Annotated in this window: 16 protein-coding genes; 7 read left to right on the forward strand and 9 right to left on the reverse strand. The window is 71.8% G+C overall.

Annotated features, from left to right (window positions below):
• The first annotated feature begins 24 nt into the window (after positions 1-24).
• From ACIG87_RS22365 to ACIG87_RS22375, 3 genes are all read left to right on the forward strand, one after another.
• Positions 25-948, forward strand: coding sequence for a hypothetical protein (locus ACIG87_RS22365; RefSeq protein ID WP_396852876.1), 924 nt, complete (start codon positions 25-27; stop codon positions 946-948).
• Between the two features lie 252 nt (positions 949-1,200).
• Positions 1,201-1,554 carry a nitroreductase/quinone reductase family protein gene (locus ACIG87_RS22370; RefSeq protein WP_396852878.1) on the forward strand — a complete coding sequence of 118 codons (354 nt, stop codon included), beginning with the start codon at positions 1,201-1,203 and terminating at the stop codon, positions 1,552-1,554.
• A gap of 167 nt (positions 1,555-1,721) precedes the next feature.
• On the forward strand, positions 1,722-3,554 hold the full coding sequence (locus tag ACIG87_RS22375) for an NHL domain-containing thioredoxin family protein (protein WP_396852880.1): 1,833 nt from the start codon (positions 1,722-1,724) through the stop codon (positions 3,552-3,554).
• 148 nt (positions 3,555-3,702) lie between these two features.
• On the opposite strand, the gene ACIG87_RS22380 is transcribed toward ACIG87_RS22375, so the two are convergent.
• The 3 genes from ACIG87_RS22380 to ACIG87_RS22390 form a co-directional block, all read right to left on the reverse strand.
• Positions 3,703-4,452: a LamB/YcsF family protein gene (locus ACIG87_RS22380; RefSeq protein ID WP_396852882.1), complete on the reverse strand. Its 750-nt coding sequence runs from the start codon at positions 4,450-4,452 to the stop codon at positions 3,703-3,705.
• Positions 4,436-5,284, reverse strand: a complete 849-nt coding sequence (locus tag ACIG87_RS22385) for a biotin-dependent carboxyltransferase family protein (protein ID WP_396852884.1) — start codon at positions 5,282-5,284, stop codon at positions 4,436-4,438. The genes ACIG87_RS22380 and ACIG87_RS22385 overlap by 17 nt, the downstream gene beginning before the upstream one ends.
• Positions 5,285-5,408: 124 nt before the next feature.
• The gene (locus ACIG87_RS22390; protein WP_396852886.1) at positions 5,409-6,020 is read right to left on the reverse strand and encodes an allophanate hydrolase subunit 1; all 612 of its coding nucleotides are present in this window, start codon (positions 6,018-6,020) and stop codon (positions 5,409-5,411) included.
• Positions 6,021-6,127: 107 nt separating this feature from the next.
• Between ACIG87_RS22390 and ACIG87_RS22395 the strand changes: the two genes are divergently transcribed.
• Positions 6,128-6,805, forward strand: a complete 678-nt coding sequence (locus tag ACIG87_RS22395; RefSeq protein WP_396852888.1) for a hemolysin III family protein — start codon at positions 6,128-6,130, stop codon at positions 6,803-6,805.
• A 112-nt stretch (positions 6,806-6,917) separates the two neighbouring features.
• On the opposite strand, the gene ACIG87_RS22400 is transcribed toward ACIG87_RS22395, so the two are convergent.
• Positions 6,918-7,208 carry a DUF6458 family protein gene (locus ACIG87_RS22400; RefSeq protein ID WP_396852889.1) on the reverse strand — a complete coding sequence of 97 codons (291 nt, stop codon included), beginning with the start codon at positions 7,206-7,208 and terminating at the stop codon, positions 6,918-6,920.
• A 125-nt stretch (positions 7,209-7,333) separates the two neighbouring features.
• On the opposite strand from ACIG87_RS22400, the gene ACIG87_RS22405 reads away from it, so the two are divergent.
• A complete protein-coding gene (locus tag ACIG87_RS22405; RefSeq protein ID WP_396852891.1) occupies positions 7,334-7,870 on the forward strand; it encodes a SixA phosphatase family protein in 537 nt (178 codons plus the stop codon).
• A 123-nt stretch (positions 7,871-7,993) separates the two neighbouring features.
• On the opposite strand, the gene ACIG87_RS22410 is transcribed toward ACIG87_RS22405, so the two are convergent.
• The 4 genes from ACIG87_RS22410 to ACIG87_RS22425 all read right to left on the reverse strand — a co-directional run bounded on the left by ACIG87_RS22410 (position 7,994) and on the right by ACIG87_RS22425 (position 12,521).
• Positions 7,994-8,263, reverse strand: coding sequence for a DUF6458 family protein (locus ACIG87_RS22410; RefSeq protein WP_067300694.1), 270 nt, complete (start codon positions 8,261-8,263; stop codon positions 7,994-7,996).
• A 429-nt stretch (positions 8,264-8,692) separates the two neighbouring features.
• Positions 8,693-10,549 (reverse strand): acyl-CoA dehydrogenase, encoded by a 1,857-nt coding sequence (locus ACIG87_RS22415; RefSeq protein ID WP_396852893.1) that lies wholly within the window; start codon positions 10,547-10,549, stop codon positions 8,693-8,695.
• Between the two features lie 115 nt (positions 10,550-10,664).
• On the reverse strand, positions 10,665-11,792 hold the full coding sequence (locus ACIG87_RS22420; RefSeq protein WP_396852898.1) for a PP2C family protein-serine/threonine phosphatase: 1,128 nt from the start codon (positions 11,790-11,792) through the stop codon (positions 10,665-10,667).
• A gap of 87 nt (positions 11,793-11,879) precedes the next feature.
• Complete coding sequence (locus tag ACIG87_RS22425) at positions 11,880-12,521, reverse strand: septal ring lytic transglycosylase RlpA family protein (RefSeq protein ID WP_396852900.1); 642 nt, start codon at positions 12,519-12,521, stop codon at positions 11,880-11,882.
• A 184-nt stretch (positions 12,522-12,705) separates the two neighbouring features.
• Here ACIG87_RS22425 and ACIG87_RS22430 point away from each other — a divergent pair, with 184 nt between their 5' ends.
• Positions 12,706-13,260, forward strand: a complete 555-nt coding sequence (locus ACIG87_RS22430) for a phosphoribosyltransferase (protein ID WP_396852927.1) — start codon at positions 12,706-12,708, stop codon at positions 13,258-13,260.
• 111 nt (positions 13,261-13,371) lie between these two features.
• On the opposite strand, the gene ACIG87_RS22435 is transcribed toward ACIG87_RS22430, so the two are convergent.
• Complete coding sequence (locus tag ACIG87_RS22435; protein WP_396852929.1) at positions 13,372-14,301, reverse strand: LLM class flavin-dependent oxidoreductase; 930 nt, start codon at positions 14,299-14,301, stop codon at positions 13,372-13,374.
• A 590-nt stretch (positions 14,302-14,891) separates the two neighbouring features.
• On the opposite strand from ACIG87_RS22435, the gene ACIG87_RS22440 reads away from it, so the two are divergent.
• On the forward strand, positions 14,892-15,401 hold the full coding sequence (locus ACIG87_RS22440; RefSeq protein ID WP_396852902.1) for a hypothetical protein: 510 nt from the start codon (positions 14,892-14,894) through the stop codon (positions 15,399-15,401).
• Positions 15,402-15,479: the final 78 nt, after the last annotated feature.

Genomic DNA, 15,479 nt, shown 5'->3' on the forward strand with positions numbered 1-15,479 from the left:
TGCGCAGCCCGGCGCGGTCGCCGCGTGCGGCTGGCACTCGGCCTGGCGCTGGTCGCCGTCGTCGGGGTCGGCACCGCGCCCACCACCGCCGTCGCCGCACCGTCCACCGCCGGCCCCGCCGCACACGCCCCGTCGGCTCCCCGCCCCGCCGACCAGACCAAGCCGGCTTCCCAGCCGGCCGACCAGGCCAAGCCGGCGAGCCGCCCGGCCGACCAGGCCAAGCCGGCGACCCGCCCGGCCGACCAGGCCAAGCCGACGAGTGTCGGCGGTCCCGCCACCGCTTCGAAGGTGGGTCGGGTGGGCGTCAACGCCGTCGGCATCGACCTGTGCGCCCAGGTCGGCTATGCCGCTGGCTTCCGGGGCAACCCGCTGGTCACCGCCGTGGCCGTCGGGATGGCCGAGTCCTCCTGCAACCCGTCGGCGGTCGGCAGCAACGGCCCCACCTCCGGCTGTCCCAACGGTTCGCTGGACCGGGGGCTGTGGCAGATCAACAACTGCTACCACCCCACCGTCAACGACACCTGCGCGTACAACGCCCAGTGCAACGCGAACGCCGCGTACAGCATCTCCAGCGGCGGCAGCAACTGGCAGCCCTGGTCGACGTACAACAGCGGGGTGTACGCCGGTTACCTGTCCGCCGCGCAGGCCGCCGTGGCCCGCCTCGGCGGCGGCGATCCGCCGACCGGCGTGACCGGCACGATCCTGGCCAACCCCTCACTCAACATCCGTACCGGGCCGGGAACCACCTACGGCATCGCCGGCTCCGTCAACTACGGCGTCACGGTGAACATCTCCTGCTACACCTTCGGCGAGTACGTCAGCGGCGGCTACTGGCCGTCGTCCACCTGGGACCGGATCACCAACCCGGCGACGGGCGTGACCGGCTACGTGGCCGACACCTGGGTCAACACCACCTACGACGTGAAGACGATGGTCGGTCGCTGCTGACCGGCCGTCGGGGCCGCGCGGGCAGGGGCTGACCCTCCCGCGCGGCTCCGGCGTGACCGCTGCCCCACCCGCGCGGCGGCGGCCCACGCCGTGTCGGGAGAGCGCTATGCCGGACACGCACAAACCTGACTGGCAGGCATACCGGTGTGCGCCGGTGTAACTTCCCCGGCCCGTGGTGGCCCACCCACGTTCCGGGGGACCGGGCGGTGTTACGGTCGGTGCGGAGCTTTCACACCGACGACGGAGGTCCGAATGGGTCATCGGGGATCGTTCCCGTCGGGATTCGCGCGGACGCTCAATGCCCGGGTCATGGCGCTGCGGTCGTCGCCACGCTGGGGGCGGTTCCTCCGGCGGCACCTGACCGTGATCACCTACACCGGTCGCCGTTCCGGGCGGACGTTCAGCACGCCGGTCTCGTACCGACAGACCGGCGATGCGGTGGTCATCCGGGTCGCGATGCCCGACGCCAAGCAGTGGTGGCGGAACTTCCTGGGCGCGGGTGGCCCGATCTCCCTGAACCTGGACGGGGTCGACCGGGCCGGGCACGCGGTGGCCCACCGGGACGAGCGGGACCGGGTCACCGTCACCGTCGACCTGACCCGCTGACGACGGCGACCGTCCGGGTACCTCACCCAGCTCGACAACGGCCGGTCGAACAAGCTCACCGACCGCTTCCTGTCCTGGGCTCGACCACCCGACCGGTGAGTGTCGCGTACGACTCTCCGGTCGCCCTTCGCGCGGCCCGCCGGCCTGCGGTGCGGCACGATGGGGGCATGAGCGCACGGGTACGGGCACCAGAGCTGCGTGGTCGGGGCTGGTTGAACACCGGTGGGCGGGAGCTGAGGCTCGCCGACCTGCGGGGGAAGATCTCGATTCTCGACTTCTGGACCTTCTGCTGCATCAACTGCCTGCACGTCATCGACGAGTTGCGCCCGCTGGAGGAGAAGTACGCCGACGTGCTCATCGTCGTCGGGGTGCACTCGCCGAAGTTCGCGCACGAGAAGGACCCGGCGGCGCTGGCCGCCGCCGTCGAGCGGTACGGCGTGCACCACCCGGTGCTCGACGACCCCGAGCTGGACATGTGGCAGCAGTACGCGGCGAAGGCGTGGCCGACCCTGGCGGTGGTCGACCCGGAGGGTTACGTGGTCGCCACGATGGCCGGCGAGGGCCACGCCGAGGGACTGGTCCGGCTGGTCGACGACCTGATCGCCACCCACGAGGCCAAGGGCACCCTGCACCGGGGCGACGGGCCGCACGTGCCGCCGACGCCGCCGGACACGACGCTGCGCTTCCCCGGCAAGTCCGTGCTGCTCGACGGCGGGAACCTGCTGGTCTCCGACTCGGCCCGGCACAGCCTGGTCGAGCTGGCCCCGGACGGCGAGACGCTGATCCGGCGGATCGGCTCCGGTGAGCGGGGTCGGGTCGACGGGCCGGCCGCCTCGGCGGGGTTCGCCGAGCCGCAGGGGCTCTGCCTGCTGCCCGCCCACGCCGCCGAGGTCGCCGGCTACGACCTGCTGGTCGCCGACACCGTCAACCACCTGCTGCGCGGCGTACGGCTGGACACCGGCGAGGTGACCACTGTGGCCGGCACCGGCCGGCAGTGGCGCTCCACGGTCGACGACCACGCCCACGACGCGCGCTCCGTCGACCTGTCGTCCCCCTGGGACCTGGCCTGGTACGACGACCGGGTCATCGTGGCGATGGCCGGCATCCACCAGCTCTGGTGGTTCGACCCGATCAGGCGGACCACCGGCATGTACGCGGGCACCACCGTCGAGGCGCTGCGCGACGGCCCGTTGGCGCAGGCGTGGCTGGCCCAGCCGTCCGGCCTGTCGGTCTCCGCCGACGGCGCGCGGCTCTGGGTGGCCGACAGCGAGACCAGCGCGATCCGGTACGTGCAGGACGGCGTCCTCGGCACCGCCGTCGGGCAGGGGTTGTTCGACTTCGGGCACGTGGACGGGCCGGCCGACCGGGCGTTGCTCCAGCATCCGCTGGGGGTGTGCGCGCTGCCCGACGGTTCGGTGCTGATCGCCGACACCTACAACGGCGCGGTACGCCGCTTCGACCCGGCGACCGGCCAGGTGTCCACGGTGGCCGACGGGCTGGCCGAGCCGAGCGACCTGGTGCTCACCGCCGACGGTGCGGTGCTGGTGGTGGAGTCCGCCGCGCACCGGTTGACCCGGCTCGCCCCGGGCGCGTTGACCGCCGCCGGGGCGAACACGGTGGACGGCCCCCGGCACCGGCTGGAGCGCAAGCCGACGGACGTGGCGGCCGGTGAGCTGACCCTCGACGTGATCTTCACGCCGGCCCCGGGGCAGAAGCTGGACGAGACGTACGGGCCGTCGACCCGGCTGGTCGTCTCGGCCTCGCCGCCGGAGCTGCTGGTCGAGGGGGCGGGCACCGGCACCGAGCTGTCCCGCCGGCTGGTGATCGACCCCGCCGTGGCCCAGGGAGTCCTCCAGGTGACCGCCCAGGCCGCCACCTGCGACGCGGACGTCGAGCACGCCGCCTGCCACCTGACCCGGCAGGACTGGGGCGTACCGGTGCGGGTGGTCGACGGCGGCGCGACCCGCGTGCCGCTGGTGCTGCGCGGCATGGACACCTGACCCCGGACCCCCCGACCCCGACCCCCGACCAGCGCAGGCACCGCCCACCCGACGACCGGCACGACGGCACGGCCCGACACCGGCGCAGGCGGCGCGGCCCGCACAAGCAACGACGGCGCGGCCCGCACGAGCGCGGGCCGCCGAGCTGTCAGGCGAACGGGGTGGGGGTGACCCCTGCCTCGATCAGTGCGGCCCGGACCAGGGCCGCCGAGGCGACCGCGCCGGGGCTGTCGCCGTGCAGGCAGATCGAGCTGACCGGGCACGGGACGACGGTGCCGTCGACCGCCACCACGGTGTGTTCGGTGGCCATCCGGACCGCCCGCGCCGCCACCTCCTCCGGGTCGGTGACCAGCGCGCCGAGCGCGGTACGCGGCACCAGCGCGCCGTTGGGCAGGTAACCCCGGTCGGCGAAGCCCTCGGCGACCACCCGCAGGCCCGCGCCGGTGGCGAGCTGGGCCAGGGTGGAGCCGGGGGCGCACAGGATCGGCAACTCGTGGTCGTACCCGCTGACTGCGGCGACCACGGCGGCGGCCTGCACCTCGTCGGTGGCCGCCGCGTGGTAGAGCGCGCCGTGCGGCTTGAGGTAGCGGACCCGGGTGCGGTAGGGCCGGCAGAACGCGTCGAGCGCCCCGAGCTGGTAGGTGACCTCGTCGCGCAGCTCGTCGAAGCCGTACGCGATGTGCCGGCGGCCGAAGCCGGCCAGGTCCCGGTAACCGACCTGGGCGCCGACCGCGACGCCCCGTTCGGCGGCGGCGGCGCAGACCCGGCGCATCGTCGACGGGTCGCCGCCGTGGAAGCCGCAGGCCACGTTGGCGGAGGTCACCAGGTCGAGCAGCGCCTCGTCGTCGCCGAGCCGCCAGATGCCGAATCCCTCGCCGAGGTCAGCGTTGAGGTCCATGAAACCTCACCGTAGTCCCCGGCCGGGCCTGCGCGAGCCCGGTCACGTCGTCCACCACCCCGATCACCGGGTAGCCGCCGGTGGTGGGATGGTCGGCCAGGAAGATCAACGGTTGGCCGTCGGCCGGCACCTGCACCGCGCCGAGCACCACGCCCTCGCTGGGCAGCTCGCCGGCCACCGCGCGGGGCAGCGCCGCGCCGAGCAGTCGCGCGCCGACCCGGTCACTGACCGGACTGACCGTGTACGCCGTGCCGAGCAGCAGAGCCAGGGCGTCGGCGGTGAACCAGTCGGCGCGCGGGCCGGGGCGCAGGGTCAGCCGCAGCTCGGTCGGCACCGGTCGGCCGACGGTGACGTCCACCGGTGCGGGTGGGCCGGTCGACGGGCCGAGCGGGAGCCGGTCGCCGTCGCGTACCGGGGGTGGGCCGAGGCCGGAGAGGGTGTCGGTGGACCGGCTGCCGAGCACCGGCGCGACGGCGATCCCGCCGTCGACCGCGAGCCAGTTGCGCAGCCCGTGCCGGGGCGGCCCGATCCGCAGCACCGCCCCCGCCGGCACCGACAGCGGCCGGCCCACGTCACCGGGGCGGCGGTCGACCCGGACGTCGACGTCGGCCCCGGTCACCGCCACCGTGCCGGCCCGGGTCAGCCGCAACTCGCAGCCGCCGAGGGTCAACTCCAATCCGGCGGCGTCCACCGGGTTGCCGACCAGCCGGTTGGCCAGCGCCAGCGCCGCCGGATCGAGCGCCCCCGACCGGGGTACGCCGAGGTGCGCCCAGCCGGGCCGCCCCAGATCCTGCACGGTGGTACGCGGCCCCGCCCGACGCACCTCGATCACGCCGCCGGCCGCCCGACCCGGCCTGTCCGGTCGACCGGCCCACCGGCCGGGCCCGACGGGGAGCGGTCCGGCGCGGAGTGCCCGGTCACCCGGTCGACGGCACGGTCCGAGGCGGAGCGCCCGGTCATTTGGTCACCAGCCGGAGCAGGGTGCCGGGGGTGAGCGTGGCGGGCGGGTCGGCGTACACGTCGAAGAGGGTGAGCGTGGTCCGCCCCACCAGCAGCCAGCCGCCCGGCGAGGCGGTCGGGTAGATCCCCGCGTACGGCCCGGCCAGGGCCACCGAGCCGGCCGGCACCCGGGGGCGCGGGGTGGGCAGCCGGGGCACCGCGTACTCCGGCGGCAGCCCGGTCAGGTACGCGAACCCGGGGGCGAAGCCGCAGAACGCCACCCGGAACTCGGTGCCCCGCAGCCGCTCCACCACCTGCGGCACGGTCAGCCGCCAGTGTTCGGCGACCCGGGGCAGGTCCTCCCCGTCGTACACGGTGGGGATCTCGATGGTGCGGGCGGCGGCCGTGGTGGTGACCGGGTCGGGGGTCCAGCCGGTGATCCGGGTGGCCGCCGACGCCGGGTCGGGCACCCCGTCGAGCAGGACGGTGGCGGCGGCCGGGACGATCTCGGCGGCGGTCAGCTCGCCGGCCTCCCGGCGACGCCACAGCTCGGCCCGCCACTGCTCCACCTGGCCGGGGTCGTCGCAGTCGAGCAGGAGGGCGTGCCGGCCCACGGGTCGGATACGCATGCCGCCATACTTCCCGATCGATTCGCCGTCCAGGGCCGGTGGACCCGATCGGCGTGGTGACGGGTCGCACTACCTCCAAGTAACCTACGGTGCCGTAACCTGATGACGTGACCACATCCGCACCGCTTCGGCTCAAGCCGGTCGACATCGGTAAACCCCGGATGCGCGGCTGGCTGCACACCTACGCGTTCTTCGTCGCGCTCGTCTGCGGCATCGTGCTCTGCGCCATCGCGGCCACCCGCCCCGGCTGGGCCCCCCTGGTGAGCTGCCTGATCTACAGCGTGACCGTCTGCGGTCTCTTCGGCACCAGCGCCCTCTACCACCGTCGGGTGTGGTCGGAGCGGGGCTACCAGATCATGCGCCGGATGGACCATTCGATGATCTTCGTGTTCATCGCCGGTACGTACACCCCGCTCTGTGTGCTGCTGCTCGACCGCCGGATGGCCATCCTGATGCTCAGCCTGGTCTGGGGTGGGGCGCTGGCCGGCGTGGCGGTCAAGCTGATCTGGCCGCACGCCCCGCGCTGGGTCTCCGCCCCGCTCTACCTGGCCCTCGGCTGGGTGTCGGTGGCGATCCTCCCGCAGATCCTGCACCAGGGCGGGGTCACCGTGCTGGTGCTGCTCGCCGCCGGCGGGGCGATCTACAGCGTCGGCGCGGTCTGCTACGCGCTGCGCCGGCCGAACCCGTGGCCCACCGTCTTCGGCCACCACGAGTTCTTCCACGCCTGCACCCTGGTCGCCGCCCTCTGTCACCACATCGCGATCTACTTCGCCGTCTTCGCCTGACGCCAACCGGGCCTGCCCCCGACTCGGCGCAGACAGGTTCGGGGGCCCCGCGCCGTTGCGGGGCCCCCGAGATCCTGGGGCGTGGCCTGGGCCACGCCGAGGTGCGGTGCGGTCAGACCGGGTAACCCGGACCGCGCGCCTCGCGGTACTCCTCGCGCACCACCCGGTCGCCCTGCACCGGCACGACCCGGTCGGCGACGACCTGGTCCTGACGCACTCCGGTGGTGACCACGGTGCGGCGGCGGCTGTTCCAGAAGAACAGGGTGGTCAGCAACCCTACGAGGCCGGCGAGCATCAGCACCCAGCCGACCACGTCGAGGTTGAGCCATCCCAGATCGGCGTCGACGGCGAACGCGAAGATCGCACCCACCGCGATGAGGAAGATGCTGGCACCGATGCCCATGACGTCGCCTCCTTGGCTGTCAGCTGGCGTTACCCACCCGCCACGGCCATCGAGGGCATCGATGAGCGAGTGGCAGCCATCGACATACCCAGGCGACACGCGCGTCAATCAGGCAAGCTGTGCTCATGACGGACGGCAATGCCGAGACACGGACACTGGTGCTGCTCCGACACGCCAAGGCCGAACAGCCCGGGACCGGCCCCGACGTCGAGCGGCGGCTGACCGCACGCGGGCACGCCGACGCCGCTGCCGCCGGGGTCTGGCTGGCCCGACACGCCCTGCTCCCCGACGTGGTGATCTGTTCGGCCGCCCGCCGGACCAGGCAGACCTGGCACGACGTGGCGCTGGGCATGACCTGTTCCCCGCCGGAGGGTGGTCCGGCGGGGACGGCTCCGGTGGTGCGGTACGCCGCCGCCGCGTACGAGGCGCACCCGGACGACCTGCTCGACCTGGTGCGAACGGTCGAACCGGAGGCCGGCACGGTGCTGCTCGTCGCCCACAATCCGGGCATCTCGCTACTGTCGTCGCTCCTCGACCCGGAACGGGCCGACCGCGACGGGCTGCGGACCACCGATCTCGTGGTGCACCGAACGGCGACCCCGTGGGCGAAACTCGCCCCCGGCGACACCCCGATCGTCGACCGGCACACCGCTCGCGGCTGACGGCCCAGCGCCTCCGCCGGGGACCGGCACCAGCGGGTGGACGCCGTAGCAGGCCGACACCCAGCAGGTGGGCGACGTGGCGGTCCGGCGCGCGGCCAGTCCTCGGCAGCGGTGCGAACCCGGTCAGGACGGGGGTGCGGTGGGCGGCGGTGGGTCGGGAGGCGGTGGCATCATCGCGGTCGGATGGGAGAGCCGGTTCTCCTCCACGATGAGCGTGCGCGCCCGCTTGCGCCGATCCTGCCAGAACCAGAGCGTGGTCAGCAGCACGGCCAGCCCGGCCAGGATGAACACCCAGCCGACCGCGCGCAGGTCGATCCACCAGACGTTGGCCCGGATGGCGAACGTCATGATCGCGCCGAGCGCGATGAGAAAGATGCCGCTACCAATGCCCATGTGCGCTGCACTCCCCCGTGCGGTGGCCCTTGGGCGTGCCCTGTCGTGGTCGGCGACGGTTACCCGTCCAGACCGGTCCCCTGGTCGACGACGGTCGCCCGTCCAGACCCGGTCTCCCCTCGTCGGCGACGGTTACCCGGCCAGCAGCCCGCCTACCGGATTCGACCCCGCGAATCCCGCCCCGGTCCTCACCGACCCCGGCATACGGTGACCACCCGGCATGATCGACTCAACGGAGCCGAAATCGGGGTGTCCGGACGCTTCCGATACCGCCATTTCGGCCACATTGCGCCGCCTGCGCCACGCCCGCCTGCGGCTGCTGGGCGGTGGGCCTGACGGCGGTGGCCGGCGAGCGAGAACTCGCCGGCCACCGCCGTCAGGTCGAATCCGTCCGGTCTGCCGCGGGCGGGGCAGCACACCCGGGAGGGGTCAGAACGCCTCCTCCGGGAGGTCCATGATGTCCAGGTCGGCGCCCTCGATGATCCGCCGGTCGGCGCCGATGCGGGGCAGCACCTCGCGGGCGAAGAACCGGGCGGCGGCCACCTTGCCGGTGTAGAACGCCTTGTCGGCGGCGGAGACCTCGCCGGCCAGCGCCTTCAGGGCCACGTCGGCCTGCTTCTGGAGCAGCCAGCCGACGATCAGGTCTCCGAGGGCGAGCAGGAAGCGGCGGCTGCCCAGGCCGACCTTGTAGAGGCTGCGGGCGTCGCCGCTCTGGGCCTCGCCGAGCCAGCCGGTCAGCACGCCGAGGATGTGCTGGATCTCGGCGAGCGCCCTGCCGAGCGCCTGCCGCTCCTCCTTGAGCTGCCCGTTGCCGGCCTCGGTGCTGATGAACTCCTGGATCTCACCGGCGACCGTCGTCAGGGCCTTTCCGTTGTCCCGGACGATCTTCCGGAAGATCAGGTCGAGGCTCTGGATCGCGGTGGTGCCCTCGTACAGGGTGTCGATCTTGGCGTCCCGGACGTACTGCTCCAGCGGGTAGTCCTGGAGGAAGCCGGAGCCGCCGTACGTCTGGAGCGCCTCGTGGCCGAGCAGCTCGTACGCCCGCTCCGAACCGACGCCCTTGACCAGCGGCAGAAGCAGGTCGTTGACCCGCTTGCCCAGCTTGATGGCCTGTTCGTCGCCGGCCGCCTCGGCGATGGCGACCCGGTCCTGCCAGGTGGCGGTGTAGCAGACAAGCGCCCGCAGACCCTCGACGTACGACTTCTGCATCAGCAGCGAACGACGCACGTCCGGGTGGTGGGTGATGGTGACCCGGGGCGCGGTCTTGTCGGCCTGCTGGATCAGGTCGGCGCCCTGCACGCGGTTCTTCGCGTACTCCAGGGCGTTGAGGTAGCCGGTGGAGAGGGTGGCGATCGCCTTGGTGCCCACCATCATGCGGGCGTACTCAATGATCATGAACATCTGCCGGATGCCGTCGTGCCGGTCGCCCAGCAGCCAGCCCTTGGCCGGTACGCCGTGCTCGCCGAAGGTCACCTCGCAGGTGTTGGAGACCTTCAGGCCCATCTTGTGCTCGACGTTGGTGGCGAAGACGCCGTTGCGCTCGCCCAACTCACCGGTCTCGGAGTCGAAGTGGAACTTCGGCACGACGAAGAGGGACAGGCCCTTGGTGCCCGGACCGCCGACGCCCTCGACGCCGACCGGACGGGCCAGCACGTAGTGGACGATGTTGTCACTCAGGTCGTGCTCGCCGGAGGTGATGAAGCGCTTCACACCCTCGATGTGCCAGGAGCCGTCCGGCTGCGGGATCGCCCGGGTGCGGCCGGCGCCGACGTCCGAGCCGGCGTCCGGCTCGGTGAGCACCATGGTGGAGCCCCACTGCTGGTCGATGAAGAGCTTGGCCCACTTCTTCTGCGTGTCGTTGCCCTCGACGTGCAGCACGTGCGCGAAGGACGGGCCGGAGGCGTACATCCAGACCGGCGCGTTGGCACCGAGCACCAACTCGGCGAGCGACCACCAGAGGGTGCGCGGGGCGTTGGTGCCGCCGAGGGCCTCGGGGAGGTCCAGCCGCCAGAACTCGGAGTCCATGAACGCCTGGTACGACTTCTTGAACGACTCCGGCAGCGGGGCGGTGTGCGTCGCCGGGTCGAAGACCGGTGGGTTGCGGTCGCTGTCTGTGTAGCTGGCCGCGAGGTCCTCGCGGGCCATGCGGTCGACCTCGGAGAGGAAGCTGCGGGCGGTGTCGACGTCCAGGTCCGTGTACGGCTCTTGGCCGAACGTCCGGTCCGCCCCGAAGACCTCGAACAGGTTGAACTCAAGGTCCCGAAGGTTGCTCTTGTAGTGGGTCATGCTCGCTGGCCCCGCTTCCGGACAGGTGTTACCGATCAGTAACCCCCACTGTATTACTCACCGGTAGGGAGCGACAACCCGATCGGCGAAGTGACGGCGGTCACATGCCCGCGCTTCAGCCTTCCGCCGCGCCGACCTCCCACGAGGGCACCGCCACCGTCACCCCGCTGCGCGGGCCGGTGTACTCCATCAGGACCAGGGCGATGTCGTCGTCGAGCCGGCCGTGCACCCACTCGACCAGGGCGGTCTCCAGCGAGGCCAGCCCGTCGCCGACCGTGCCGTGGCCGAGCAGCCGCCAGGCCCGGTCGGCGGTCGGGAAGAACTCGCCGTCCCGCCGCGCCTCACCGAGCCCGTCGGTGAAGAGCAGCAGCCGGTCCCCCGGCTCCAACCGCTCGACCCGGGGCCGCACCACCGGCATGAAGCCCAGCGGCGGAGCGGGGGCGGGCGGCTCCAACGGGATCACCGCGCCCCGGCGCAGCAGCAGCGGCGCCGGATGGCCGCAGTTGACGATGGTCAGCGTCCCACCGCGCTCCTCGACCACGGCTGCGGTGACGAAGTCCTCGTCGCCCACGTTGCGGGCCACCGCCCGGTCCAGGTCGGCCACCACCGCCCGCAGGTCGGGCCGCTCGTACGCGACGTGCCGGTAGGAGCCGAGCACGATGCTGGCGAGCCGGACCGCGTCCAACCCCTTGCCCCGCACGTCCCCGATGATCATGCGGACCCCGTACGGGGTGTCGATCGCCTCGTACAGGTCTCCGCCGATCTCGGCGGTGGCCGTGGGCGAGATGTACCGGGCCGCCACCGCCAGGGTGCCGACCTGGGGGCCGAGCGGACGCAGCACGGCCTGCTGGGCCACCGCTGCCAACCGGGACAGCTCGCCGATCCGCTCGACCTGCCCCTGCCGGACCGCCGCCACGCCGGCCGCCACCACCGTGGCGAAGGCGATCCCGACGAGGGCGACCGCCGTGGTCAACTCCATGTCCGGATCGGTCAGCGCGAAACCGGACCCGACCAGCAGCGCGAGGAGACCCACCCCGACCACGGCCCGCCAGGACGCGAACCCGGCGGCCAGGATCGGCGCCACCGTCATCAGCGCGACGTAGTGGACCGCCCAGCCGTCGGCCGACTCGATCGCCGAGACGATCGCGAGCAGCCCGACGGCCGCGCCGACGCCGGCGCGGTACCCGGGGCTCAGCGGGCCGCGGCCCAACTGGAAGGCATGCTTACGTACGTGGGACAGCATGCCTGATGGAACTGGACCGGAGAATGAACCTAGCCCCACGATTGAGGAGGTTGTGCCCGGCCGGCCCACCCGTGCCGCCGTTCGCCGTCAGCCGAGCACCTCGTAGCGGACGGTCAGCTCACCCAGGTCGACCGAGGCGATCGCCGCGAAGGCGGCCCGGGACAGGTCGATGCAACGCCCGTCGATGTACGGGCCACGGTCGTTGATCCGTACGGTGACGGACTTGCCGTTGGTCGGGTTGGTGACCCGGACCCTGGTGTCGAACGGCAGGGTCTTGTGCGCGGCGGTCAGCGCGTCCGGGTTGAAGTTCTCCCCGTTGGCGGTCAACTGACCCTCGTCGTAGAAGGACGCGCCGCAGGAACCGCTGTCGACGACGTTGCTCTTGGACGCCGCCGCCTTCTTCGTGGTGGCGGAGGGCTTGGGCGCGGCCGTACGCGGCTTGCTCCGGGAAGCGGCCTGGGTGCGGGTCGCCTTGGGACTGACGGTGACGCTCGGCGAGGGGCTGGCACTCGGGGAGCGGGTGACACTCGGGCTCGGGCTCGGCGCGTCGGAGGTGACGATGGCGCTGGGGGTGGCGGTCTCCACGGCGACCGGGGCCGGCGCCTCGTCGGCGGTCAACCGGACGGCGCCGACAGTGCCACCGACGGCGAGCGCGACGCCGACCGCGGCGGTCGCGGCGATGCCGGCGGGCGAGGAGAGGATGCGGGTACGGGAGTGCCTGCCAACCACCGGCTCGGTCCTTTCGTATGCCTTCAGAACGGCTCGGACCGTAACGAGAGAAGCACTTCCGAAGTCAACGTGATCATGGCGGTATGGTCGGAATTGCAGCGATACGTGTGACCGATCAGCCGAGGCCCGCTGGGCCGCACGGGCCAGAATGCCACCGATGGCATTCACCACCGAGGATGAGGGCATGACGGCTGAGCTGCGCACACGACTGGTCGAGCTGTTCAACTGGGTCGATCCGGGGCCGGGCAGCAGCCACCTGATCAGCGACGCCTCCGGCTGGTGGCGAGATCCGCAGGTGCTGGCCCGGCTCGGACCGGCCCTGGTCACGCCGTTCCAGGCCGCCCGACCGACGGTCGTCGTCGCCCCCGCGGTGACCGGGCTGATCCTCGGGCCGCTCGCCGCGACCGCCCTCGGAGTCGGCTTCGTCCCGGCCCACAAACCCGGCGACGGGCGACTCCCCGCCGGCCCGCTCACCTGGGCACAGAGCCCACCGGACTTCCGGGGTCGCCAGGTCGACCTGGCGGTACGCGACGACCGGCTGGGCGCGGGCGACCGGGTGCTCATGGTGGACGACTGGGTGGCCACCGGCGCGCAGGTCCGCGCCGTCCGGGACCTCTGCACCGCCCGGGGCGCCCACTGGCTCGGCGTCGCCGCCGTGGTCGTCGACCTGCCCGCCGAGGTCGCCGCCGACCTGGGCGTACGCGGACTGCTCACCGCCGACGACCTGCCCGCCGCCTGACGACGACGGTCGCGACGCTGATCCGGCACGGACACGACGGGAGGTGTTCGACGCCACGACGGTCGCGGCGCTGATCCGGCCTGAGCGTCGCGGCGGCGGGTGGGCCGCCGCTCAGGGCGTCCGCAGCTCCGGCAGCAACCGGGTGGCGACGTCCACCAGCACCGCCTCGTCCCCCGCGTACCAACTGCTGGCCCGGGGCCAGTGGGTGATCACGTCGGTGAAGCCGAGCGCCGCCGCTCGCGCGACCTGCTCGGCGAAGAAGTCCGCGCTGCTCAGCGAGAAGACCGGGGCCGCGTCCAGGGAGAGGTAACGGGGCAGGGTCGCCGGGTCGCGGCCAGCTTCGTCGAGGGTACGGTCCATCCGGGCGCAGAGCGTCGCCACCCCGTCCCACCAGGCCGTCAGCTCCTCCTCACCGGTGCCGGTGGTGACCCAGCCCTGACCGAACCGGGCAACCAGCCGCATCGACCGGGGCCCGTTGGCGGCCACCACGAACGGCACCCGGGGCCGCTGCACACAGCCCGGATTGTTGCGGGCGTCCACGGCGGTGAACCAGTCACCCTGCCAACTGGTCCCGTCCTCACGCAGGACCAGGTCCATCAGCTCGATGAACTCGCCGAACCGGTCGACCCGCGGCCGGGGCGGCAGGGTCTGCCCGCCCAGCACAGCGGAGTCGAAGCCGATGCCACCCGCACCGAGCCCCAACAGCACCCGCCCGTCCGAGACGTCGTCGAGGGCGGTGACCTGCCGGGCGAACGCCGCCGGGTGCCGGAAGTTCGGCGAGGCGACCAGCGTGCCGAGCCGGATCCGGTCGGTCACCGTCGCGGCGGCGGTCAGCGTCGCCATCGAGTCGAACCAGGGGCCGTCGACCAGGTCCCGCCAGCCCAGATGGTCGTACGTCCAGGCGTGGTCGAAGCCCCACTCGTCCACCTGCCGCCAGCGCCGACGCGACTCCGACCAACGCTGGTCGGGAAGGATCACGATGCCAATCCGCATGATCGTCAGAGTACGTCGAGAGCAGGCGAACGGCACCGCGCGGACCATCCGTACGACCAAGCTCGGCATCGCATGCGGCACCTCGGCCCGGCTCGCAGAACAATTCGGCAGAAGCCGAAAAGCGAAGGCCCTGAACCGGATTCATGCCCGGTTCAGGGCCTTCATGCGGTGGAGCGGGTGACGGGAATCGAACCCGCACTGTCAGCTTGGGAATCGCGTTGATCTGCACCGTGGGTAGCTGTACCACCAGGCAGGCAGGCACGGAGCGTCCAGCTTCGCTAAAGCCACAGTGCCGCTGTGCGCCGGTGTTGACCCCTACATCGGGCACGCATCGGGCACGGCGACCGATTCTTCCCGAAGGAATGATCAGTCGTTGATGAGCTGGGCGATTAGTCGGTGTGGGCTGCCCCAACGGTCCTCCATCGTCCGAGGGCGTCCGGCGTCGGCAACGCTGGTCGTCAACTAGCCGGGCCTCAGACGTTGAAGCGGAACTTAGAGCCGCTACTCCGTCACCAGCGCAAACGGCTCTCGACTCACCAGGGTTGACCGTGTCGAGCAGGGGAGCGAAACGTTACGTAGTCGATCGACACCAGTATAGTCCCTGCCAGGACTTGCGACCTAGGACCAGCGGGAGCGACATGGGCGAGAATCAGGGCTCCGTCAGGCTGAATTGGCGAGACATCGCCATTTGGTCAATGATTATCAGCATTGCGCTAGTGGCGGTCATTTCAATCGTCACCACCGTGAAGGATGCAGATACGCTGTCGGTCGTAGCGCTCGCGCTTGCAGTCATCGCATTTGTCGCCCAAATCATCGTGTTTATAGTGCAAGCTGCTGCCGCAAATGACCAGCAGATGAAGGCGCAAGAGGTTTATTCTCAGACGATGAGGGCCTTGACCTTGATTGAAGAGAAGATGGAAGGAACACGCCAAACAGTTAACACCATGAACGAACAATTGCTAGCTCGCGTACTGAATGGAAGCCTGCCCGAGCCAGTGGCAAAGGAGGCCATGGCGGCAGGAACAGGAGATGCCGGCCCCTCGGAGCCCCCTCTCCAGCAAGTTCCGCGCCCCCGGCCCGTCAGAGCGGGCGAACGCGAGAGGCCCGTAAGCCTCAGCGCAAGCCGCTCATTGAGCCTTTCCGCGTAACGGCGTGAGTGCGGTGGGTGGTCGCCGTGGTGGTCGGTGCGGACACGCCCGAACCCGTTGCGGTGCAAGGAAAAGACG

The sequence above is a fragment of the Micromonospora sp. NPDC051925 genome (genome assembly GCF_044548625.1).
Classification (GTDB): domain Bacteria; phylum Actinomycetota; class Actinomycetes; order Mycobacteriales; family Micromonosporaceae; genus Micromonospora.